Consider the following 19999-nt stretch of genomic DNA (forward strand, 5'->3'; position numbering starts at 1 on the left):
ACGTCAACACTTTGTTGAAAATTCGCGGTAACAAGAAGGAGCAGCAAGAAACCGCCGTCCGGCACCCGGAAGACGGCTTCTGCGCACCCGTGGCCGGGGCCCCGATCAGGCCTGCTTGTCGCGGTTGAGGTAGTTGTAGACGGTGAAGCGGCTGACGCCGAGCGCGCCGGCCACGGTCTCCACGCCGTGCCGCACGGAGAAGGCGCCCCGCGCCTCCAGTATCCGCACGACCTCCTGCTTGGACTTGCGGTCCAGCTCGGCCAGCGGCTTGCCCCGCTTGCGCTCCATGGCGGCCAGGATGTGATCGAGGGAGTCCGCGAGCTGCGGCAGGCGGACGGCGACCACGTCGGCGCCCTCCCAGGAGAGCACGACGTCGTCGGGGCCGGCCTCGTCCGGCGGGAGGATCTCCCCGCCCATGGCGTCGACCAGCGGTTTCACCGCCGCGATGAAGGGTTCGTCCCCGGTTCCGGTCACTCGCCCTCCTCGATCACGTTGACCTGCAGCGAGATCCGGGTGGCCCCGGCCCGCAGCGTCTTGCGCAGCAGGGCGTCCACGGCGGTGAGCACGCTGTCGGCGCCACCCTCCGCCGTGTTGCCGAAGGGGCCGACGTCCACCGCGTCCAGCTCGGCCGCCTCGATGACCTCCCGGGCCACCAGCGCGTGCGCCGGAGCCTCGTCGAGATCGAAGGGTTCCGTCGTGAACTCCACTCGCAATCGCACTGTGCCCCCATGGCATAGCTCGCCCCGGTCACTCGGGCACGACCTTAACGGACTCGCTGGTGATCACCCTTGGGGATGGGGGCCGGCGGGGGCTGGTGGAGCGGCGGCGCCAGGGGCTGGCGGGGCGGCAACGCGGCGGGCCGGCCTGCCAGGACCGGCGAACCGGTGGCGGCAGGGGGTCATGGAGCGTCGGCGCCAGGCCGGGGGACCGCGGCATGGCGACGTCCCTTTCGGGACCGGGGGCGGCTATGAGGCTCGAATTCCGCTCGTATGGGACTTGAGCGCGTCGGCGTGCGGCATTTCCTGAGGCGTACCATATCCGCGCTGGAGCGCGGCCTGAGTGTTGTAATCCTCCGTTGACCTTGCCGCAGTGCGCCCTTAGCGTTTTCGTCGCCACCCCGGCATTCAACGGCTTTCAGTTCAAAGGAGAACGCGCATGTCTCTCGACGACGACAAGCTTGAGCCCACCGAGGAAGAGAGCATCATCGCGGCCGCCGACGCGGAGATCGACGAGCTGTCGGAGACCAACGCCCGGCCGACTCTCATCTCGGAAATCAACATGGCGTGACGTTGCGTCCGGGGACGTTCCGGGGACGGCACCGCCGCCCCCGGAATTCCTCCGTTCCGCACCAATTTATGCAGCATCGATCCCAGAAGGAACGGCCGTGGGAACTGACCATCCACTTGCCCGCCTCATCGACGAGGCGGACCTGCCGGGCACGTATTGGAACAAGAAACACGGACTGTTCAAAAAGGCCTCCCCGGTCGAGGGCCTGATCGACGAGGCCGCCATTCTGGATCTGCTCGACAAGGGCCTTCTCCGCTGGCCCTATTTCATGCTTCTGAAAGAAGGACAGCAGCCGGAGATCTCGGCGTTCACGACGACACGGCAGGTGGCCGGCAGGCCCGTGCCGGGATTCGCCGACCCGGCGAAGATCCGCGCCCTCCTCACGTCCGGCGCGACGATGAAGATGAGCCAGCTGGAGGACTGGCACGCCCCGCTGCGCGGCGTGCTGCGGCAGATCGAGGCGCGGCTGCCGGCCGAAGTGAAGGCATACGTCTTCTACACTCCGCGCGACAGCACGGGCATGCTCCCGCACCGCGACGGATCCCACGTACTCGCCGTGCAGATCGCCGGCGCCAAGGAGTGGCGGATCTACCCCGAGGAGGGCCAGATCGACGCCCGCTCCGGCCTCGACGTGGACGTCGACAGCCACTCCCACTCCTTCGTCATGGAACCCGGTGACGTGCTGTACCTGCCGCACGGCATGCCGCACGTGGCCACCGCGCGCGGCGGCACCTCGCTGCACGTGACGTTCACGATCACCGAACCGGCCCCGCGGGACCTGCTGGACTCCTTGCTGACGGGCCTCGCCGAGGACCTCGCGCGCGAGCCGCTGAGCAGTCCCGGTGCCGGGCTGGAGGAGGAGGCGGAGGCGCTGACCAAGGCCCTGCTGGACCAGGTGGGCTCGGCCGACGCCGGGCTCCTCGTCGAGCGGGCCGTGACCCGGATGCGGACCAGGAAGGCGTGACCCCCATGACCAGCACGCTCGACCCCGCGCCGGTGGGCCTGGCCACGATCCTCGGCGACCCGGACGCCTTCCTCGCCGAGACCTGGGGCGTACGGCCCCGGTCCTACCGCCCCACCGCGCTGCCCGGCACGCCTTCGCCCGCCGAACTGTGGGAGCAGTTCGACTGCGGCCTGTTCGTCTCCCCGTACTTCGCGGTGCTGCGCGACGGCAGGCCCGTACCGCTGGGCACGGTCACCGAGACCCGCGTCGTGCAGCAGCAGCCGCGGGTCGGCTACGCCGACGGGGCCGCCGTACGGGCGCACTTCGCCACCGGACACACCGTGCGGCTGAACCAGCCCGAGGACTGGCACCCGGGGATCGGGGAGCTGGTCGCGACGGTGCGTGAGGACCTGCGGGCAACCGTGCGCGCCGCGCTGTTCCTCACCCCGGCCGACACCGTCGGCGTCCCGGCCCGCTCCCGCCGCGACCACGTGCTCGTGGTGCAGCTGCAGGGCCGTACCGGATGGGAGACCGGCGACGGGGACGAGCGGGCCGACTTCGTCCTCGACCCCGGTGACGCCCTCTACGTACCGGCCGACGTCGTGTACGCCGGGAGCGTGCGGGGCGGCGACTCGCTGCACCTGGCCCTGTCGGTGAGCCGCCCGGGGCCGGGTGAGTTCGCCGCGGCCGCCGTCACCGGGTTCCTGGAGAGCGCCGCCGCGGACGCCGTCGCGGGCACCCACCACTACCTGTCGCCGGCCGAGAAGGTCGCCTGGCTGCGCACCGAGTTGACCGCGTACCTGACCGCCCTGGACACCGGCGAGCTGGTGCGCCGGGCGGTCCGCGCCCATCAGGGCGCCGAGGGGGCATGAGCACGACGATGGCTAGGGTCTTTCGTTTGGATCAGGCCGGATCAGGGAGCGGGGTCTGGTGCCGTGCATCGCAAGGCGGAGGAGGGCGTCATGGCGGAGCCATGGCAACCGACGACAACGCGGCGAGGAACGGTGCCAGACCCCGCGAGCCCGGCATGATCCAAACGAGAGGCCCTAGGGGGGACGAGGGGCCCGGCGCCGCCCTGCTGGCGGCGCTGCGGTGTGCGCCACGGGTGCGGGTCGCGCACCGGCACGGATCCGGCGTGCTGGTGGAGGCCGACCTGTACCGCGCCCACCGGCCCACCCCGGTCCCCTTCGTCCTGCGCTACGAGGCACGGGCCGACGACGGCCCGGCGCTGCGGCACGCCCACGCGGCCGCCTCGGTGGTCACGGTCACCGCCGACGGCGGCTACCTCTTCCTGTCGGACCTGCGGCCCGAGGACCGTCCCGGGTACGGCGGCCGCTCCCTGTGGCACCACCGGGCCGGGGCACCGGCCGCGCCACGCCTGGTGCTGGGCGGGGTTCACGGGGTCACCTCGTACGCGGCGGGCGGTACGACGGCGGTCGCGGCCGTGTGGGCGGACGAACCGGCCCGCACGCCCACGGACGTGCACACGGACCCGGGCACGGCCGGCCACGCCACGGCCACCCTGGTCGAGGGCGACCTGTGGCCCGCGTCCGCCTACCACCGGCCCGGCGAGACCCTGCGCCTGCTGCGGGTCGGCTTCGACTTCGGATTCGGCGCCGGAGATCGGGACCACGGCCCCGAGGCGCTGCCCCTGCCGCTCGAACCGGACGAACGGCTGACCGGCGAACTGGCCCTGACCCCCGACGGACTGCGCTGCGCCGCCGGAGTCGCCCGCTTCCTGCGCGGCGGGCACCGCCGGCACGGCCTGCTCCTGTTCCCGGTGCGGCGGCCGGAGGACGCGCGGACCGTCTGGTTCGAGGACGACCTGTCCGCGCCGGTGCCCTCCCCCGACGGCGCCTGGTTCGCCTGCACGGCGGAGCGGGTGGCCCGGCCGGGGCGGGGACCGCGCCAGGAGGCGGTGCTGGTGGCGGCGGACGGCTCGGCGGTGGTCCGTGCCGCGCCCCGGCACCCCGACTGGTTGCGCCCGCAGGCGTGGGCGGGCCCGGACGCGCTGCTGTGCGTGGGCGAGCGCGACGGCCGCCGGCTGCTGTGGCGTGTCGCCCCGCACGAGGGCCGGGTGACGGCGCTGCCCCTCACGGGCTCGGCACAGCACGTGACGGCCGCGGACGGCGAGGCCCTGGTCGTACGGTCCGCGGTGGACCTGCCGCCGGAGGTGGTCGCACTGCCGCTCGCCGGGCGGGAGTCCGCGGCCGCGGACCCGCCGCGCGGCCGCACCGTCGCGCCGCCCGCGCTGCTCTCCCCCGCCGTGTCCCTCGCCCCCGCCGGACGGCTGGAGCGGCTGACCCACCGTGAGGCCGACGGGTCGTCCTGGCGCAGTCTGCTGTGTCTGCCCCGCGAGCCGTCCGACCGGCCGCTGCCGGTGCTCGTGTGGTGCCACGGCGGGCCGCTGCTGAGCTGGACCGACTGGTCCTGGCGGTGGAACCCGTGGCCGTTCGTGGCCGAGGGGTACGCCGTGCTCATGCCCGACCCACCGCTCTCGCTCGGCTACGGGCAGGCGGCGGTGGAGCGCGGCTGGGGCCGCTGGACGTCCGGCGTGGCCGCCGTCGCGGCCGGGCAGGTCCGCTCGGCGCTGGCCGACCCGCGCCTGGACGGCGGGCGGGTGGCCGTCATGGGCGCCAGCTTCGGCGGCTATCTCGCCCTGGCCCTCGCCCTGCTGTTGTCCGAGGTCCGGCTGGTCGTCAGCCACGCCGGTTGGGCCGACTTCGCCGCCGTGGCGCGCGGCTGCGACCTGCACTGGCACTGGCTGCGCGAGTACGGCCCGGTGGACACCGCGCCCGGCTACCGCGCCGAGAGCCTGGACCTGACCGCGCTCGGTCCGGACGTACGCGTACTGCTCTCGCACGGCTGCGAGGACCCCCACGTGCCCGCCGCCGAATCCCGGGCGATGTACCGCTCGCTGGACGGCCACGGCGTCCCCGTCGAGCTGATGCTGCTGCCCGGCGAGGCGCACACCATCCGCCGGCCGGACAACCTGACCGCCTGGCTCCGCTGGATCCTGCGGGCCTGCCGCAGCGTGCTGGGCACCCCGTACCCGCCCGAGGAGGCGCTCACCCGATGACCACCGCCGCCCAGGCCGCCGTCACCAGTTTGCCGCGCGGCCACTGGTTCCCGGCCGCCACCGCCGCCCCGCCCACGGCCTGCGGCACCTCGCTGCGCACCCGGACCCTGGAGGAGACCGAGGCGCTGGCCCGTGCCTCCATGGAGCGCTGCGGCATCACCCGGATCGCCGACGTCACCGACCTCGACGTGCTCGGCATCCCCGTCTTCCACACCATGCGGCCCGCCGCCGCGCCCGGCCTGAACACGGTGACCAGCGGCAAGGGGGCCACCGCGCAGGCAGCCCGGGTCTCGGCGCTGATGGAGGCGATCGAGCGGACCTGGTGCGAGCCGCCCGCCCACGCGCCGGCCCGGCACACCTCGTACGCGCAGCTGCGCCGGGAGGGCGTGCGGGTGCTCGACCCGCGCCGGCTCGTGCCGCGGCGCGGCCACGGCTGGACCGAGGAGGCGGAGCTCGGCTGGTGGCCGGTGCGCGAGCTGTACACCGACACCGAGGTCATGGTGCCGGCGCTGTCGGTGTTCGTGCCCTGGCCGCACGAGTGCGGCCTGTTCAACTCGAACACGATCGGACTCGCCGTCGGCAACAGCCCCCAGGAGGCGCTGCTGCACGGGCTGTTGGAGGCCATCGAGCAGGACTGCACGGCCTTCGGCGAGACTCTGCGGCGCGGCAGCCGGATCCGGCTCGACTCGTTGCCCGAGCTGCCCGCCGACCTCGTCGACCGGTTCCAGCGCAACGGCGTGCGCGTGCAGGTCTTCGCCTACGCCAACGCGGTGGGCGTGCCCACGGTGTTCGCGACCACCGACGACACGTACGCCGCGGACGGCATGCTGATCAACGGCGGCGCCGGCTGTCATCCCGATCCGCTCGTGGCCGTCACCCGCGCGCTGACCGAGGCGGCGCAGTCGCGGCTCGCGGTGATCAACGGCGCCCGGGAGGACCTCAACGGCCAGGCCTACCGCAGGCACGCCTCGTACCTGGCGATGCGAGAGATGCTGCACGCCTGGAGCGCGGACCGCGACGAGATCGACTTCTCGGGGCTGGCGAACACCAGCACCGGCAGCACGGCGGGCGACCTCGACCAGGTGCTGCACAACCTGCGCGAGGCCGGTCTGCCGCTGGTCTTCGCGACCGAACTCGCCCCGGACGACCTGCCGTTCTCGGTGACCAAGGTGATCGTCCCGGGCCTTGAGGTGTACCACCACGACCGGGCTCGACTGGGAGTACGTCTGCACCGGGAGATGGTGCGGGCCAAAATGGCGAAGGGCCTGGTATGAGCGGCTTCACGAGCACGACGGACAGCACGGGTAGGACGGGCGGCGCGGGCGTCGCCGCAGGCGCGGGCGGCACGGGCGCCGCGCGCGAGGAGGACACCGGCGCCGAGCACGTCGTCGTCTTCGTGGGGCCGTCCCTGCGCCCCGCCGATCTGCGGGAGTTGGCCGAACTCGCCGCGCGGCAGGGCCGGACGCTCGACCTGCGCCCGCCGGTGCGGCGGCTCGACCTGCTGGGGCTGCTCGACTCCCCCGGGCGGCGCACGGTGGTGATGCTGGACGGGGAGTTCGGGCAGAGTCTGGCGGTCAGCATCACCGAGGTCCGCGCCGTCCTGGCGGCCGGACAGCCGCTGGCCGGGGCGTCGTCGATGGGCGCGCTGCGCGCGGTGGAGTGCCGCACGCTGGGCATGACGGGCAGCGGCTGGGTGTACGAGCAGTACCTGTCGGGGGCGATCGAGTCCGACGGCGACGTGGCCCTGCTCTACGACCCCGAGGGCTACGAACCGGTGACGATCCCGCTGGTCAACATCCGCTGGCTGCTGGCGAACCGGACCCGCGAAGGGCTGCTGACACCGGCCGGGGCGGAGGCCGCGCTGCGGGTGGCGCACGCCCTGCACTTCCGTGACCGGCGTCCCTCCCTGCTGCTGAAGCGGTGGCGGGCGGAACTCGCGGCCGCGTCGGTCGAGGTGCTGGAGCCGGAGCTGGCGGACGGGCGGCGGGACGTCTGGGACCGCAAGCGGCTGGACGGCCTCGCGGCCGTCCGGACGGCGCTGGGGGCGGGCGCCGACGCGCGGGAGCTCATTCCTCGGTGAGGTGGCGTTCCCAGAAGATCTCGTCGTGCCAGACGCCGCCGAGCCGAATGTGCCGGTGCGCGATGCCCCAGGACGTGAACCCGTTGGCCCGCAGCACGGCGTGCGAGGCCAGGTTGTCGGTGCGGGTGTGCGCCTCGGCCCGGTGCAGGCCCAGTTCCCCGGCCATGACCCGCAGCGTGAGCGCCACCGCGCGGCGGGCGTGGCCGTGGCCGTGGTGCGTGCCGGCGATCCAGTAGCTGAGGAACCCCTTCTGCAGCGGGCCGCGCAGGATGGTGGCGACCGTGACCTGTCCGATCACCTCGGTGCCGGCCAGCACCACGCCCGGCCAGCCGGTGCCGTCGCGATGGCCCGCCAGCAGCGCCCCGATCCGTGTCGCCTGATGCGCCTCGGTCGCGAAGCCGTCCGGGCGGGCGGGCTGCCAGCGGGCCAACTCCTCGGCGTCACGGTCCAGATGGGCGGCGAGCGCGGACGCGTCGGCCGGTTCGACCAGTCGTACGGAGGTGGGTGCGGACGTCACGGGACGGTGCTCCTTGCCGGGGGGTGGACCGATGCGCTGTGCGCGCCGACGGGCACCCTACTTGCGGTAGTCGGTGGGATGCGCCGGGGTCCGGGCCGGGTCGCGTTCGACGATCGGTTCGAGGATCTCGTCGATGCGCGCCGCCGCCTCGTCGTCCAGGACGGTCTCCGAGGCCGCGGCGGTCTCGACGATCTGGCGGGGCTCGGTGGCGCCGACGATCGCGGTGGAGACGGCGGGGTTGCGCAGCACCCAGGCGACCGCCAGCTGCGGCACGGTAACGCCCAGGTCGTCGGCGACGGCGCCGAGCCGGGCGATCCGGGCGAGCACGTCCTCGGTCAGCGCCCCGACGGAGAACTGCGAGCGGGCCGGGCCGTGGGCGCGCGAGCCGGCCGGCGGCGCCGCGCCGGGCCGGTACTTGCCGGTCAGCAGCCCCTGGGCGAGCGGCGACCAGACGAGCTGGCCGATGCCCTCGCGGGCGCACAGCGGGACGATCTCGGCCTCGATGACCCGCCACAGCATGTTGTACTGCGGCTGGTTGGCGACGATCCGGTCGAGCCCCATCTCCCCGGCGAGCTTCAGGGCGCGGGAGATCTGGTCCGCGGTCCACTCCGAGACGCCGACGTAGAGGACCTTGCCCTGGCGTACGAGGTCGTCGAAGGCCCGCAGGGTCTCCTCCAGCGGGGTGTCCTCGTCGTAGCGGTGGGCCTGGTAGAGGTCGATGTAGTCGGTGCCGAGCCGGCGCAGGGAGCCGTGGGCCGCCTCCATGACGTGCTTGCGGGACAGGCCGCGGTCGTTGGGGCCGGGCCCGACCGGCGCGCACACCTTGGTGCTGATGACCACGGACTCGCGGCGCGCCGCGGCGAGGACGCGGCCCAGGATCGTCTCGGCGAGCGTCCCGGCGTAGACGTCGGCGGTGTCGAAGGTGGTGATGCCCGCTTCGAGCGCCGTGCGCGCGACCTCCTCGGCCGAACCCTCCGTGACGTTGATCCAGTTGCCGAAGGTGATCTCGCTGACCCGCAGCCCGGTCCTGCCCAGTCTCCGATGCCTCATGGCCGGCAAGGGTAGGAGCGTTTCCCGCGCGGTCGGCGGCGGGTCCGGCGGGCCTCGACGGCGCACCCGTCCGCGCCTCCAGCGGCTCTCAAGTCCCTTTCCGCCACGGCTGTTTCCGGTCCTCGTACGGTCTCCAGCGAATCGGAGCCGAAGGAGCGTGGTGAGATGCCCGCACTGCAGCACGCCAAGGACGCGCTGATCCCACGGCCGGGTCCGCAGCGGCTGCTGTCCGCCGTCAACCTCGCGTACGCGGTGGGGCGCGGCGTCTTCCTCAGCGGCAGCGTCGTGTACTTCACCACGGTGACCGGGCTGTCGGCCGGGCAGGTGGCGCTGGGGAGTTCGGCGGCGGCGCTGTCGGGTTTCGTGGCCTCCCTGCTGCTGGGCATGCTGGCCGACCGGGTGGGCGCCCGGCGCATGCTCGCGGTGGTCTTCGTGCTGCAGGCGGTCGGCTTCGCGCTGTATCCCACGGTGCACTCGACGACGGCGTTCTACGCGCTCATCGTCTCCATCGGCTTCGTGGAGTACGGCGTCGGGCCGAGCTTCGGCGCCTTCGTCTCGGCGGTGGTCGAACCGGAGGAACGGGTCCAGGTGCGCGCGATCCTGCGCACCATGTTCAACATCGGGTTCAGCGTGGGCAGCGGCGTGGCGGCGCTCGCCCTGTTCGGCGGCGGCTTCTTCGTCCGCGCCCTGCCGTGGGCGAGCAGCGTGCTGTGGCTGGGCGCCGCCCTGCTCGTGGCCCGGCTGCCCCGCGGGCGGCGGTCGGCGGGGGCCGGCCGGACCCGGCGCTTCGGCGCCCTGCGGGACCTGCGGTTCGTCGGGGTCACGGCGCTGTCCGCGCCGCTCGCGCTGCACGCGTCGATCATCCTGGTGGTCCTGCCGCTGTGGACGGTGGAGCGCACGGACGCGCCGCACGGGCTGATCCCGCTGCTGATGATCGCCAACACGGTCTTCGTCATCGCCTTCCAGGTGGCGGCGAGCCGGGGCGCGGACACGGTGGCCGGGGCCGCGCGGCTGGCCCGGCGCTCCGGCCTGTGGCTGGCCGCGGCCTGCGCCGTCGCGGCCGCCGCGACGGTCGGCGGCGCCGTCACCGCGTCGGTGGCGCTGGGCGTCGCCATGCTGCTGCTGACCGTCGCCGAGTTGCAACAGGCCGCCTCCGGCTGGGGGTTGGCGCACGGTCTGGCCCCCGAGGACGCCCAGGGCGAGTACCTCGGGACCTTCCATCTGCACATGATTCTCCAGAGCGTGCTGGGGCCGGGCGTGGTGGCGGCCGCCACGCTGTCCTGGGGCGGCTGGGGCTGGGCCGCGGTGGCGGGCGCGGTGCTGGTGTGCGCCGCGGCGGTCGTGCCGCTCGCCCGGGACGCCGAACAGCACCGGCCGCGGCCCGTCGAGTCCGGGCCCGGATCCGGGTCCGGGTCCGAGTCCGCCGCACCGTCCACCGCGCTCGCCGAAGCCGCCTGACCGCCGGGAGCCCCGTCATGACGACCGCCACGCGCCCCGTGCGCGCCCCGTACCGCTTCGCGGACCTGCCCGCCCTGATGGCGCGCATGACCGGGGACGAGAAGCACGCCCTGGCCGCGAGTTCGACGCTCGACGTGCTGTGGGTGCTCTACGACCGGGTGCTGCGGGTGACACCCGAGCCGGCCGAGGACCGCGACCGGTTCTACCTCTCCAAGGGCCACGGCCCGATGGCGTACTACGCGGTACTCGCCGCCAAGGGCTTCCTCGACCCCGACGAGCTGGACACCTTCGGCTCCTTCCGCTCGCGCCTGGGCCACCACCCCGACCGGATGCTGGTGCCCGGCGTGGAGATCTCCAGCGGCTCGCTCGGCCACGGGCTGCCGCTCGCCGTCGGCACCGCCCTCGGCCTGCGCGCCCGGGACCTGGACGAGCCGCGGGTCTGGGTGCTCCTGGGCGACGGCGAGCTGGACGAGGGCTCCAATCACGAGGCGATCGCCTACGCGGCGCGGGCCGGCCTGGACCGGCTGCGCGTCGTGGTGATCGACAACCACTCGGCGACCCAGGGCTGGCCGGGCGGTCTGGAGGCCCGCTTCGCCGTCGAGGGCTGGGCCACCGCGCGGGTCGACGGCCGCGACCACGCCGCGCTGGCCGCCGCCATGAACGCGCCGGAGTCCGGGCGGCCGACGGTGGTCGTCGCCGACGTGGACGAACCGTTCGACCACCACTGAACCCGTCGACCCCGCCCAACTCAGGTCGCCCCCGGCCGACTTCGTTCGGTCCCGATACGGAGGACCCCATGCCCGGAGCCATGCGCGAGCGCTTCGCCGAGGTCACCACCGACCTGCTCGGCAGCCATGAGCGGCTGTCGGTGGTGACCGCCGACCTGAGCGCCCGGCTCTTCGACGAGGCGCGGGCCGCGCACCCGGACCGGGTGATCAACCTGGGCATCAGGGAGCAGTTGCTGATCGGCGTGGCGGGCGGGCTCGCGCTGGCCGGCATGCGCCCGATCGCGCACAGCTTCGCGCCGTTCCTGATCGAGCGGCCCTTCGAGCAGATCAAGCTGGACCTCAACCATCAGGGCGTCGGCGCGATCCTGGTGAGCGCGGGTGCCTCGTACGACATCGCGGGCGGCGGACGCACCCACCAGTCCCCCGGTGATGTCGCCCTGCTGTCGACGCTGCCGGGGTGGACCATCCATGTGCCGGGCCACCCCGACGAGGCCGAGGCCCAGCTGCGCGCCGCGGTCCGCGGCGACGACCCGGTCTACCTGCGCCTGTCCAACCAGTCCAACGCGCGCCCCCTGGCACCGGTCGGCCGGCCGGGCTTCCACGTGCTGCGCCGGGGCGGCGCGGCCACGGTGCTCGCGGTGGGCCCGCTCGCCGACTCCGTCCTCGCGGCCACCGAGGGCCTGGACGTGACGGTCCTGTACGCCGCGACCGTGCGCCCCTTCGACACCGCGACCCTGCGCGCGGTGCTCGCCGACCAGCCGGAGGCGAACGTCGTACTCGCCGAGCCGTACCTGGCGGGCACCTCGGCCGCCGAGGTGGCCGAGGCGCTCGTCGACCGGCCGCACCGGCTGCTGTCCCTGGGGGTGGCCCGGGACGAGGTGCGCGGCTACGGCACCCCGCGCCAGCACGCCATCGCCCACGGGCTGGGCAGCGCGGGGATGCGGCTTCGCATCACGCGCTTCCTCGCGGCGTAGGCGCCCGGCGCCGCGCGGCACAGCCGCCCACCGGCCCACGACACCGGCGTTCACCTGCACAGACGTATTCCCGCCGCCCCGTTCCCGCGTCCGCCGGGAACGGGGCGGCGTGCTGTCCGCGGCCGCGCCGTTTCCACCGTGCCCTCTTGACAAGCCCCCGGCCGGGCCTGCACTCTTCCATTAAGCAGAAAGCAACTTCCACAATACGGAAACCGAAGAACGGAAGGGAGCGCGGCCCTGATGGGATTCGCAGACCAGCGCTTCAACGTCAACCTGTCGATCCTCTTCACGGAACTCCCGCTCCTGGAGCGCCCCGCGGCCGCCGCCGCGGCCGGCTTCACCGCGGTCGAGCTGTGGTGGCCCTGGATCGACTCGCCCACTCCTGAGCGCTCCGAGCTCAACGCCCTCAAGAAGGCGATCGAGGACGCGGGCGTGCGGCTCACGGGCCTGAACTTCTACGCCGGACAGCTCCCGGGCCCGGACCGGGGCGCCCTGTCGGTCCCCGGCGAGGAGTCGGAGCGGTTCCGCGCCAACGTCGACGTGGCCGCGGACTTCGCCGGGTCGCTGGGCTGTACGGCCCTGAACGCCCTGTACGGCAACCGCGTCGAGGGCGTCGACCCGGCCGAACAGGACGCGCTCGCCCTGGAGAACCTGGTCCTCGCGGCCCGGGCCGCCGACCGGATCGGCGCGATCCTGCTGATCGAGGCGCTGAACCGGCCGGAGTCACCGCTGTACCCGCTGGTGAGCGCCCCCGCCGCGGTCGAGGTCGTGGACCGGGTCAACGAGGCGTCCGGCCTCGGCAATGCCCGCTTCCTCATGGACCTCTACCACCTCTCCATGAACGGCGAGGACCTGCCGGCGGTCATCGAGCGCTTCACCCCGAAGACCGGCCACGTGCAGATCGCCGACAACCCCGGCCGGGGCGCCCCGGGCACCGGTTCGCTCCCGCTGGGCGACCTGTTCGGCCTGCTGACGAAGAACGGATACGACGGCTGGGTGGGCCTGGAGTACAAGCCGGGCGACCGCCCGAGCGCGGAGGCCTTCGACTGGCTGCCCCGCGAAGCCCGCGCCGCCCGCTGACCCACCACTCGCACGAGAGGCACCCCGAGATGAGCAACCTCCCCAAGATCGCCTGGATAGGCCTCGGCATCATGGGCTCCCCCATGTCAGAGAACCTGATCAAGGCGGGTTACGAGGTCACCGGCCACACCCTGGAGCAGGACAAGCTGGACCGCCTGACCGCCGCAGGCGGCACCGCGGCCGGCTCGATCGCGGAGGCCGTGCGGGACGCCGGCGTGATCATCACGATGGTGCCCGCCTCCCCGCAGGTCGAGGCCATCGCCTACGGCCCCGACGGGATCCTGGAGAACGCGCGGTCCGGCGCGCTGCTGATCGACATGTCCTCGATCACCCCGCAGACCTCGGTCGACCTGGCGAAGGCGGCCGCGGACAAGGGCATCCGGGTCCTCGACGCCCCGGTGTCCGGCGGCGAGGCCGGCGCCGTCGAGGCCGTGCTGTCGATCATGGTCGGTGGCGGCCAGGCCGACTTCGACGAGGCCGAGCCGATCTTCGAGGCGCTCGGGAAGACCATCGTGCTGTGCGGCCCGCACGGCTCGGGTCAGACGGTGAAGGCCGCCAACCAGCTGATCGTGGCCGTGAACATCCAGGCCTGCGCCGAGGCCGTGGTCTTCCTGGAGAAGTCGGGCGTGGACCTGCGGACGGCGCTGGACGTCCTGGGCGGCGGCCTGGCCGGCTCGACCGTGCTGACGCGCAAGAAGGACAACTTCCTGAACCGCGACTTCAAGCCGGGCTTCCGTATCGACCTGCACCACAAGGACATGGGCATCGTCACGGACGCCGCCCGCAACGTCGGCGCCGCCCTGCCGGTCGGCGCCGTGGTCGCCCAGCTGGTGGCGAGCCTGCGCGCCCAGGGCGACGGCGGACTGGACCACTCGGCCCTGCTGCGGGCCGTGGAGCGCCTGTCCGGCGCCCAGGTCTGAGCCGACCCCACAGCTTCCGGGCGGCGCCGCCGCCGACAACTGTCCTGTCGCGCCCAGGCGTCGGCGCCGCCCGGAATCTCGTTCAACAAACTGTTGACGTCTCGTTCGCCCCAAACCTAGGCTCCAGCCAGCGGAAGCTCCACAAAGCGGAAGTCCCATTCCGAAGACCCCCGCTGCCCTCTCGTACGGAAGGTCCACGATGTCGAAGCGCGTGCTCACGGCGCGAACTCTCACCACGGAGTCCGGCGCCCCGGTCGCAGACAACCAGAACTCCGCCTCCGCCGGCATCGGCGGCCCGCTCCTGCTCCAGGACCAGCACCTCCTGGAGAAGCTGGCGCGCTTCAACCGCGAGCGCATCCCGGAGCGCGTGGTGCACGCCCGCGGCTCCGGCGCCTACGGCTACTTCGAGGTGACCGACGACGTCACCGGCTTCACGCACGCCGACTTCCTGAGCACGATCGGCAGGCGCACCGAGGTGTTCCTGCGCTTCTCGACCGTGGCGGACAGCCTGGGCGGCGCGGACGCGGTGCGCGACCCCCGCGGCTTCGCGGTCAAGTTCTATACGGAAGAGGGCAATTACGACCTCGTCGGGAACAACACCCCGGTCTTCTTCATCAAGGACCCGATCAAGTTCCCGGACTTCATCCACTCGCAGAAGCGCGACCCGTTCACCGGCCGCCAGGAGCCCGACAACGTCTGGGACTTCTGGGCGCACGCCCCCGAGGCCACGCACCAGGTGACCTGGCTGATGGGCGACCGCGGCATCCCGGCGTCGTACCGCCACATGAACGGCTACGGCTCGCACACCTACCAGTGGACGAACGCCGAGGGCGAGGCCTTCTTCGTCAAGTACCACTTCAAGACGAACCAGGGCATCCGCTCCCTGTCCTCCGAGCAGGCCGCCGAGCTCGCGGGCAAGGACCCCGCCTCGCACCAGACGGACCTGCTCCAGGCGATCGAGCGGGGCGTGAACCCGTCCTGGACGCTGTACGTCCAGCTCATGCCGGCGGCCGAGGCGGCGGACTACCGCTTCAACCCGTTCGACCTGACCAAGGTCTGGCCGCACAAGGACTACCCGCTGCGGCGCGTGGGCCGGCTGGTCCTCGACCGCAACCCGGACAACGTCTTCGCCGAGGTCGAGCAGGCCGCGTTCTCCCCGAACAACTTCGTTCCGGGCATCGGCCCCTCCCCCGACAAGATGCTCCAGGGCCGCCTGTTCGCCTACGCGGACGCGCACCGCTACCGCCTGGGCGTCAACCACACCCAGCTGGCCGTCAACGCCCCGCGGGCCACGGTCGCGAACAACTACGGCCGCGACGGCTTCATGGCGTCCAACTCCCAGGGCCGCCACGCCAAGAACTACGAGCCGAACTCGTACGACGGCCCGGCGCAGACCGGCCGCCCGCTGTCGGCCCCGCTCGCGGTCTCGGGCCACACCGGCACCCACGAGGCCCCGCAGCACACCAAGGACGACGACTTCTACCAGGCGGGCGAGCTGTACCGCCTCATGTCCGCGGAGGAGAGGTCACGTCTCGTCGCGAACATCGCCGGCGGCCTCGCGCAGGTCTCCCGCGACGACGTGATCGAGAAGAACCTCGCGCACTTCCACGCCGCCGACCCGGAGTACGGCAAGCGGGTGGAGGAAGCGGTCCGCGCCCTGCGCGAGGACTGAGCTCCCGTATCGCGTCCGACCGGGCGGCCCGGATGAGGGGTGGCCACCACGGACCCGGACACGGTACGGGCAGGGCGAGGACCGCGGCGGCGTGCGAGCCAGTGCGGTGGTGAAGGACCCGGGCACCCTCCTCGACCAGAGGGGAGGGCGCCCCGGTCCGTCGCATCCGCCGCGGTCCCGGCCACACCTTTCACAGACCCCGTCCGGCGGCGCGAACGTCCTGTCGCGCCCAGCCTCGCGCCGTCGGACGGCCAAGGCTCCTCCGGGGGTGCGGATCCGCACCGCCCGCAGGAGCCTTGAGGCATGACACATCCACCCACGCGGTATCCGCACATCGTGGTGCACGCCCCGGCCCTGGACGGCTCCCGGCGGGTCACCGAGGGCGACGTGACCCTCGGCATCGCCTCCCATCTGGACGACGTCGTCGAGATCCTGCGCATGGCGGACCTGGACCGCGTCGAGGTCGAGGAGAGCGACCTCATCGAATGGCAGGGCGGCGGCCCGGACGACTGGCCGGGGCTGTCCGAGGACGAGGTGTAGGCGCAGGTCACGCCGGCCGGCCGAGCGCGACGCAGGAGCCGGCGGAGCCCAACCCTCAAATCAACCTCTGAAACACGGCCGCGGAGGCTTCGACCACCCCGTCCAGCGGGCACATTCCGGTCACGCGGAGCCCGTCGGCATGGGGGCGGCGGGCCCACGCCAGGGGTGGGGGTGGTGCGTCATGAGCACGAGCAACGGGGCGGCGTTCCGGCCGGAGACGGAGCCGGAGCCGCACGAGATCGCACGGATCCGGGGCGGCCCCCGAGCCGCCGTGACCGTCGCCGTCCTCGATCTGCACCTGCGCGGTGCCGTCGGCGCGGGCCGCGCGGGCACGATGCGCACCACGGGCCCGGTCGACGACGAAAACCTTCCGCCCCTGGCCCGGGCCGTGCACTCCGCCCTCTACCGGCCCGCCGGCATGCGGCAGTTGCTCGGCCGGCAGGGCGTACGCACCGCGCTCGCCCGGCTGGTCGACGATCTCACGGCGGCCGGTCTGCTCCGCACCTTCCCGCCCGGCCGCACCGGCGCCGCCCGCCGCACCCTGAAGGAACTGCGCGCCCGGCACCCGCTGCCCGCCCGCCGGTCCGGCCTGTCGGCGCGGGACACCCTGCTCCTGGTCGCCCTCCACGGCGACCGGGCCCTGACCGCCCTCGCGCCGCGCTTCGCCGGGGAAGCGGGCCTGACCGGACGCGGCGGGAGCACGGAGCGCGAGTTTCGCGGGTCCTCCGAAGGCTCGGGCGGCGGCGGAGGCTTCAGCTGCGGGTCGGTGTGAAGGTCCGCGGGTCCTTCAGGAAAGCGAGCGTGTGCCGCAGGAACAGGTCCGGCCGCTCGTTGTACGGCTCGTGGGCCGTCGGCAGCAGCACGCTCACCGTGTGCCGGGGCAGCGCGCGCCGGGCCCGTCGGCCGTCCAGGAAGGCGGGGACGACCGGGTCGCGCCGCCCCCACATCAGCAGCACGGGTACGTCGATGGCGGCCGGGTCGGCCGGCCCGAACCCGGGTTCCGCGAACCCCCGCCACAGCGCGCAGTGCACCGCCAGCCGGTCCCGCTCGCCGGGCAGCCGCCGCACCCGCCGGAAGGTGGCGCGGGCGCTCGGTGTCCGCAGCGCGCCCAGATAGGCGCGGGCCAGCGGGACGACGAGCCGCCGGGCCACCGCCGGGCGCCCCATCACCTCGCGGCAGAACCAGCGGGTGAGGGTGTTGCTCGCACTGAACCCGGCCGGATCGACCAGCACCAACCCGGCGACCCGCTCGGCGTACGGCCCCTCGGCGAGCCGGCAGGCCACGTACCCGCCCACGCTGTTGCCGACGACGGTGACCGCGCCGTCCCCCTCCAGCGCGCCCAGCACCCGCCCGGCCACCTCCACCAGCCCCTCCGGGGTCACCAGTTCGGGATCGGAGACGGTCGAGTCGCCGTATCCGGGCCAGTCGACCACATAGGTGCGGTGGTGATCGGCGAGCGCGGGCAGCACCGCGTCGTAGTCCCGCCCGTCACCGGGGTTGGCGTGCAAGAGCAACAACGCGGGCGCCCCCGCCGGCCCGGCGCAGCGCACCGCGACATCACCGAGCGCCGTGGCAACCGTCATCCGCATGGCCCCGAGCATGCCGGAGCCGCCGGACGAGGCAAAGGGGGCCGCGCGCGGACCCACCCCGGCAAGACCCCGTCCCGGACAAGCGAGAGGGGCGGTCCATCTCCCCCGGGATGGACCGCCCCTCGCCGCACACCGGCCGGATCGGACTGTCAGGCGCTCAGGCGGTCAAGCGCTCGGGCGGTCACACTTTCAGTGTCTTGATCGACGTCGGCGCGTGGCCGGGCACGGAGGCCAGTTCCTCGAACTCGACGACGTTGGAGATGTCGTTGGTGGTCGACATCGAGATGTTGGTGACCCGCTCCAGGATCGCCTCGACGACGACCGGGACCTGGAACTGGGCGGCGAGCTTCTTGGCCTGCTCGAAGGCGGCGCCCAGTTCGTTCGGGTCGGTCACCCGGATCGCCTTGCAGCCCAGGCCCTCGGCGACCTTGACGTGGTCGACGCCGTAGACCCCGAGTTCCGGCGAGTTGATGTTCTCGAACTCCAGCTTGACCTGGAAGTCGATGTCGAACGCCCGCTGCGCCTGGCGGATCAGGCCCAGGTAGGAGTTGTTGACGAGGACGTGGACGTAGGGGATCTTGTGCTGCGCGCCGACCGCCAGCTCCTCGATCATGAACTGGAAGTCGTAGTCGCCGGAGAGGGCGACGACGGACGCCTCCGGGTCGGCCTTCGCCACGCCCAGCGCGGCCGGAATGGTCCAGCCCAGCGGGCCCGCCTGACCGCAGTTGATCCAGTGCCGGGGCTTGAAGACGTGCAGCATCTGGGCGCCGGCGATCTGCGAGAGGCCGATGGTGGAGACGTACCGGGTCTCGGGCCCGAAGGCCTTGTTCATCTCCTCGTAGACGCGCTGCGGCTTGATCGGGATGTCGTCGAAGTGCGTACGGCGCTGGAGCGTCGCCTTCTTCTCCTGCGCGGCGGCGGCCCATGCGGAGCGGTCGGGCAGCCCGCCCGCGGCCTTCAGCTCCCGTGCCGCCTCGACGAACAGTTCCAGGGCCGCCCTGGCGTCGGAGGCGACGCCGTAGTCCGGCGCGAAGATCTTGCCGATCTGGGTGGGCTCGATGTCGACGTGGACGAAGGTCCGGCCGGCCGTGTACACGTCCAGCTTGCCGGTGTGGCGGTTGGCCCAGCGGTTGCCGATGCCGAGGACGAAGTCGGACTCCAGGAAGGTCGCGTTGCCGTAGCGGTGCGAGGTCTGCAGGCCGACCATGCCGGCGTTCAGCTCGTGGTCGTCGGGCAGGACGCCCCAGCCCATCAGGGTGGGGACCACCGGGGTTCCGGTCAACTCGGCGAACTCGACGAGGAGTTCCGCGGCGTCGGCGTTGATGACTCCGCCGCCGGCGACGATCAGCGGGCGCTCGGACGCGGTGAGCATCCGCAGCGCCTTCTCGATCTGCGCGCGGCTCGCGGCCGGCTTGTAGACCGGGAGCGGCTCGTACGTCTCCGGGTCGAACTCGATCTCGGTGAGCTGGACGTCGATCGGCAGGTCGATGAGGACCGGGCCGGGGCGGCCGGAGCGCATCAGGTGGAAGGCCTGCTGGAAGACGCCGGGGACCTGGGCGGCCTCCAGGACGGTGACCGCCATCTTCGTCACCGGCTTGGCGATGGAGGCGATGTCGACGGCCTGGAAGTCCTCTTTGTGGATCACCGCGGTCGGGGCCTGGCCGGTGATGCACAGGATCGGGATCGAGTCGCCGATGGCCGAGTACAGGCCGGTGATCATGTCGGTGCCGGCGGGGCCGGAGGTGCCGATGCAGACGCCGATGTTGCCCGGGTGCGTGCGCGTGTAGCCCTCGGCCATGTGCGAGGCGCCCTCGACATGGCGAGCGAGGGTGTGGTGGATGCCGCCGGACGCCTTGAGCGCCGCGTAGAAGGGGTTGATCGCCGCGCCCGGCACACCGAACGCGTTGCTGACGCCCTCGCGCCTGAGGATCTCAACTGCCGCGGCGGCGGCGGTCATACGAGCCATCGAGTACTCCTGCTTCGGCTGTCGGATGCGTACTCCCGTCGCGCCCCGCGGTGAGCACTTCCGTATTACGGAAAGTAACTTCTACTATCTGGAATCAATGTAGGTGGGTGCCCGGG

Annotated in this window: 20 protein-coding genes; 14 read left to right on the plus strand and 6 right to left on the minus strand. The window is 72.9% G+C overall.

Going from position 1 to position 19999, the window contains the following annotated elements:
* Positions 1-105: 105 nt before the first annotated feature.
* Positions 106-474: a helix-turn-helix domain-containing protein gene (locus IPZ69_RS22390; protein ID WP_235456038.1), complete on the minus strand. Its 369-nt coding sequence runs from the start codon at positions 472-474 to the stop codon at positions 106-108.
* Positions 471-719 (minus strand): thiamine-binding protein, encoded by a 249-nt coding sequence (locus IPZ69_RS22395; protein ID WP_235456040.1) that lies wholly within the window; start codon positions 717-719, stop codon positions 471-473. Before IPZ69_RS22395 ends, IPZ69_RS22390 begins: the two co-directional genes overlap by 4 nt.
* A gap of 436 nt (positions 720-1155) precedes the next feature.
* On the opposite strand from IPZ69_RS22395, the gene IPZ69_RS47045 reads away from it, so the two are divergent.
* The 6 genes from IPZ69_RS47045 to IPZ69_RS22420 all read left to right on the plus strand — a co-directional run bounded on the left by IPZ69_RS47045 (position 1156) and on the right by IPZ69_RS22420 (position 7389).
* Entirely contained in the window at positions 1156-1287 is a 132-nt protein-coding gene (locus tag IPZ69_RS47045) for a hypothetical protein (RefSeq protein WP_268834890.1), read from the plus strand.
* A gap of 97 nt (positions 1288-1384) precedes the next feature.
* On the plus strand, positions 1385-2251 hold the full coding sequence (locus tag IPZ69_RS22400) for a cupin domain-containing protein (RefSeq protein WP_235456041.1): 867 nt from the start codon (positions 1385-1387) through the stop codon (positions 2249-2251).
* Positions 2252-2256: 5 nt separating this feature from the next.
* Complete coding sequence (locus tag IPZ69_RS22405; RefSeq protein ID WP_235456042.1) at positions 2257-3102, plus strand: cupin domain-containing protein; 846 nt, start codon at positions 2257-2259, stop codon at positions 3100-3102.
* Positions 3103-3257: 155 nt separating this feature from the next.
* Positions 3258-5309: a prolyl oligopeptidase family serine peptidase gene (locus tag IPZ69_RS22410; RefSeq protein WP_235456043.1), complete on the plus strand. Its 2052-nt coding sequence runs from the start codon at positions 3258-3260 to the stop codon at positions 5307-5309.
* Positions 5306-6583 carry a YcaO-like family protein gene (locus tag IPZ69_RS22415; RefSeq protein ID WP_235456044.1) on the plus strand — a complete coding sequence of 426 codons (1278 nt, stop codon included), beginning with the start codon at positions 5306-5308 and terminating at the stop codon, positions 6581-6583. Before IPZ69_RS22410 ends, IPZ69_RS22415 begins: the two co-directional genes overlap by 4 nt.
* A complete protein-coding gene (locus IPZ69_RS22420) occupies positions 6580-7389 on the plus strand; it encodes a TfuA-like protein (RefSeq protein WP_235456045.1) in 810 nt (269 codons plus the stop codon). Before IPZ69_RS22415 ends, IPZ69_RS22420 begins: the two co-directional genes overlap by 4 nt.
* On the opposite strand, the gene IPZ69_RS22425 is transcribed toward IPZ69_RS22420, so the two are convergent.
* Positions 7376-7906, minus strand: coding sequence for a GNAT family N-acetyltransferase (locus IPZ69_RS22425; RefSeq protein WP_235456046.1), 531 nt, complete (start codon positions 7904-7906; stop codon positions 7376-7378). The two genes, IPZ69_RS22420 and IPZ69_RS22425, sit on opposite strands and share 14 nt — an antisense overlap.
* A gap of 57 nt (positions 7907-7963) precedes the next feature.
* Entirely contained in the window at positions 7964-8956 is a 993-nt protein-coding gene (locus IPZ69_RS22430; RefSeq protein ID WP_235456047.1) for an aldo/keto reductase family protein, read from the minus strand.
* 165 nt (positions 8957-9121) lie between these two features.
* Here IPZ69_RS22430 and IPZ69_RS22435 point away from each other — a divergent pair, with 165 nt between their 5' ends.
* The 8 genes from IPZ69_RS22435 to IPZ69_RS22470 all read left to right on the plus strand — a co-directional run bounded on the left by IPZ69_RS22435 (position 9122) and on the right by IPZ69_RS22470 (position 17100).
* Complete coding sequence (locus IPZ69_RS22435) at positions 9122-10414, plus strand: MFS transporter (protein WP_235456048.1); 1293 nt, start codon at positions 9122-9124, stop codon at positions 10412-10414.
* A 17-nt stretch (positions 10415-10431) separates the two neighbouring features.
* Positions 10432-11142: a thiamine pyrophosphate-dependent enzyme gene (locus tag IPZ69_RS22440; protein ID WP_235456049.1), complete on the plus strand. Its 711-nt coding sequence runs from the start codon at positions 10432-10434 to the stop codon at positions 11140-11142.
* Positions 11143-11210: 68 nt separating this feature from the next.
* Positions 11211-12116 carry a transketolase family protein gene (locus IPZ69_RS22445; RefSeq protein WP_374293665.1) on the plus strand — a complete coding sequence of 302 codons (906 nt, stop codon included), beginning with the start codon at positions 11211-11213 and terminating at the stop codon, positions 12114-12116.
* Positions 12117-12356: 240 nt separating this feature from the next.
* Positions 12357-13196, plus strand: coding sequence for a TIM barrel protein (locus IPZ69_RS22450; RefSeq protein WP_235456050.1), 840 nt, complete (start codon positions 12357-12359; stop codon positions 13194-13196).
* 29 nt (positions 13197-13225) lie between these two features.
* Entirely contained in the window at positions 13226-14116 is an 891-nt protein-coding gene (locus IPZ69_RS22455; RefSeq protein ID WP_235456052.1) for a 2-hydroxy-3-oxopropionate reductase, read from the plus strand.
* Positions 14117-14315: 199 nt separating this feature from the next.
* Positions 14316-15788: a catalase gene (locus IPZ69_RS22460; RefSeq protein ID WP_235456054.1), complete on the plus strand. Its 1473-nt coding sequence runs from the start codon at positions 14316-14318 to the stop codon at positions 15786-15788.
* A gap of 303 nt (positions 15789-16091) precedes the next feature.
* Positions 16092-16328 (plus strand): hypothetical protein, encoded by a 237-nt coding sequence (locus IPZ69_RS22465; RefSeq protein WP_235456056.1) that lies wholly within the window; start codon positions 16092-16094, stop codon positions 16326-16328.
* 181 nt (positions 16329-16509) lie between these two features.
* Positions 16510-17100, plus strand: a complete 591-nt coding sequence (locus tag IPZ69_RS22470) for a TIGR04222 domain-containing membrane protein (protein ID WP_235456058.1) — start codon at positions 16510-16512, stop codon at positions 17098-17100.
* On the opposite strand, the gene IPZ69_RS22475 is transcribed toward IPZ69_RS22470, so the two are convergent.
* Together IPZ69_RS22475 and gcl are read right to left on the minus strand one after the other, a co-directional pair.
* Positions 17081-17917, minus strand: coding sequence for an alpha/beta fold hydrolase (locus tag IPZ69_RS22475; RefSeq protein WP_235456060.1), 837 nt, complete (start codon positions 17915-17917; stop codon positions 17081-17083). The two genes, IPZ69_RS22470 and IPZ69_RS22475, sit on opposite strands and share 20 nt — an antisense overlap.
* 181 nt (positions 17918-18098) lie before the next feature.
* Positions 18099-19883, minus strand: coding sequence for a glyoxylate carboligase (gene gcl / locus IPZ69_RS22480; RefSeq protein ID WP_235456061.1), 1785 nt, complete (start codon positions 19881-19883; stop codon positions 18099-18101).
* Between the last annotated feature and the right edge of the window lie 116 nt (positions 19884-19999).

This window comes from Streptomyces olivochromogenes (genome assembly GCF_021538895.1).
GTDB classification, from domain to species: Bacteria; Actinomycetota; Actinomycetes; order Streptomycetales; family Streptomycetaceae; genus Streptomyces; species Streptomyces olivochromogenes_A.

Excerpts from the sequence above, each read along its gene's own strand:
- IPZ69_RS47045 (WP_268834890.1), top strand. The coding sequence starts at position 1,156 with ATGTCTCTCGACGACGACAAGCTTGAGCCCACCGAGGAAGAGAGCATC.
- IPZ69_RS22405 (WP_235456042.1), top strand. The coding sequence starts at position 2,257 with ATGACCAGCACGCTCGACCCCGCGCCGGTGGGCCTGGCCACGATCCTC.
- IPZ69_RS22410 (WP_235456043.1), top strand. The coding sequence starts at position 3,258 with ATGATCCAAACGAGAGGCCCTAGGGGGGACGAGGGGCCCGGCGCCGCC.
- IPZ69_RS22415 (WP_235456044.1), top strand. The coding sequence starts at position 5,306 with ATGACCACCGCCGCCCAGGCCGCCGTCACCAGTTTGCCGCGCGGCCAC.
- IPZ69_RS22420 (WP_235456045.1), top strand. The coding sequence starts at position 6,580 with ATGAGCGGCTTCACGAGCACGACGGACAGCACGGGTAGGACGGGCGGC.
- IPZ69_RS22430 (WP_235456047.1), bottom strand. The coding sequence starts at position 8,956 with ATGAGGCATCGGAGACTGGGCAGGACCGGGCTGCGGGTCAGCGAGATC.
- IPZ69_RS22435 (WP_235456048.1), top strand. The coding sequence starts at position 9,122 with ATGCCCGCACTGCAGCACGCCAAGGACGCGCTGATCCCACGGCCGGGT.
- IPZ69_RS22440 (WP_235456049.1), top strand. The coding sequence starts at position 10,432 with ATGACGACCGCCACGCGCCCCGTGCGCGCCCCGTACCGCTTCGCGGAC.
- IPZ69_RS22445 (WP_374293665.1), top strand. The coding sequence starts at position 11,211 with ATGCCCGGAGCCATGCGCGAGCGCTTCGCCGAGGTCACCACCGACCTG.
- IPZ69_RS22450 (WP_235456050.1), top strand. The coding sequence starts at position 12,357 with ATGGGATTCGCAGACCAGCGCTTCAACGTCAACCTGTCGATCCTCTTC.
- IPZ69_RS22455 (WP_235456052.1), top strand. The coding sequence starts at position 13,226 with ATGAGCAACCTCCCCAAGATCGCCTGGATAGGCCTCGGCATCATGGGC.
- IPZ69_RS22460 (WP_235456054.1), top strand. The coding sequence starts at position 14,316 with ATGTCGAAGCGCGTGCTCACGGCGCGAACTCTCACCACGGAGTCCGGC.
- IPZ69_RS22465 (WP_235456056.1), top strand. The coding sequence starts at position 16,092 with ATGACACATCCACCCACGCGGTATCCGCACATCGTGGTGCACGCCCCG.
- IPZ69_RS22470 (WP_235456058.1), top strand. The coding sequence starts at position 16,510 with ATGAGCACGAGCAACGGGGCGGCGTTCCGGCCGGAGACGGAGCCGGAG.
- IPZ69_RS22475 (WP_235456060.1), bottom strand. The coding sequence starts at position 17,917 with ATGCGGATGACGGTTGCCACGGCGCTCGGTGATGTCGCGGTGCGCTGC.
- gcl (WP_235456061.1), bottom strand. The coding sequence starts at position 19,883 with ATGGCTCGTATGACCGCCGCCGCCGCGGCAGTTGAGATCCTCAGGCGC.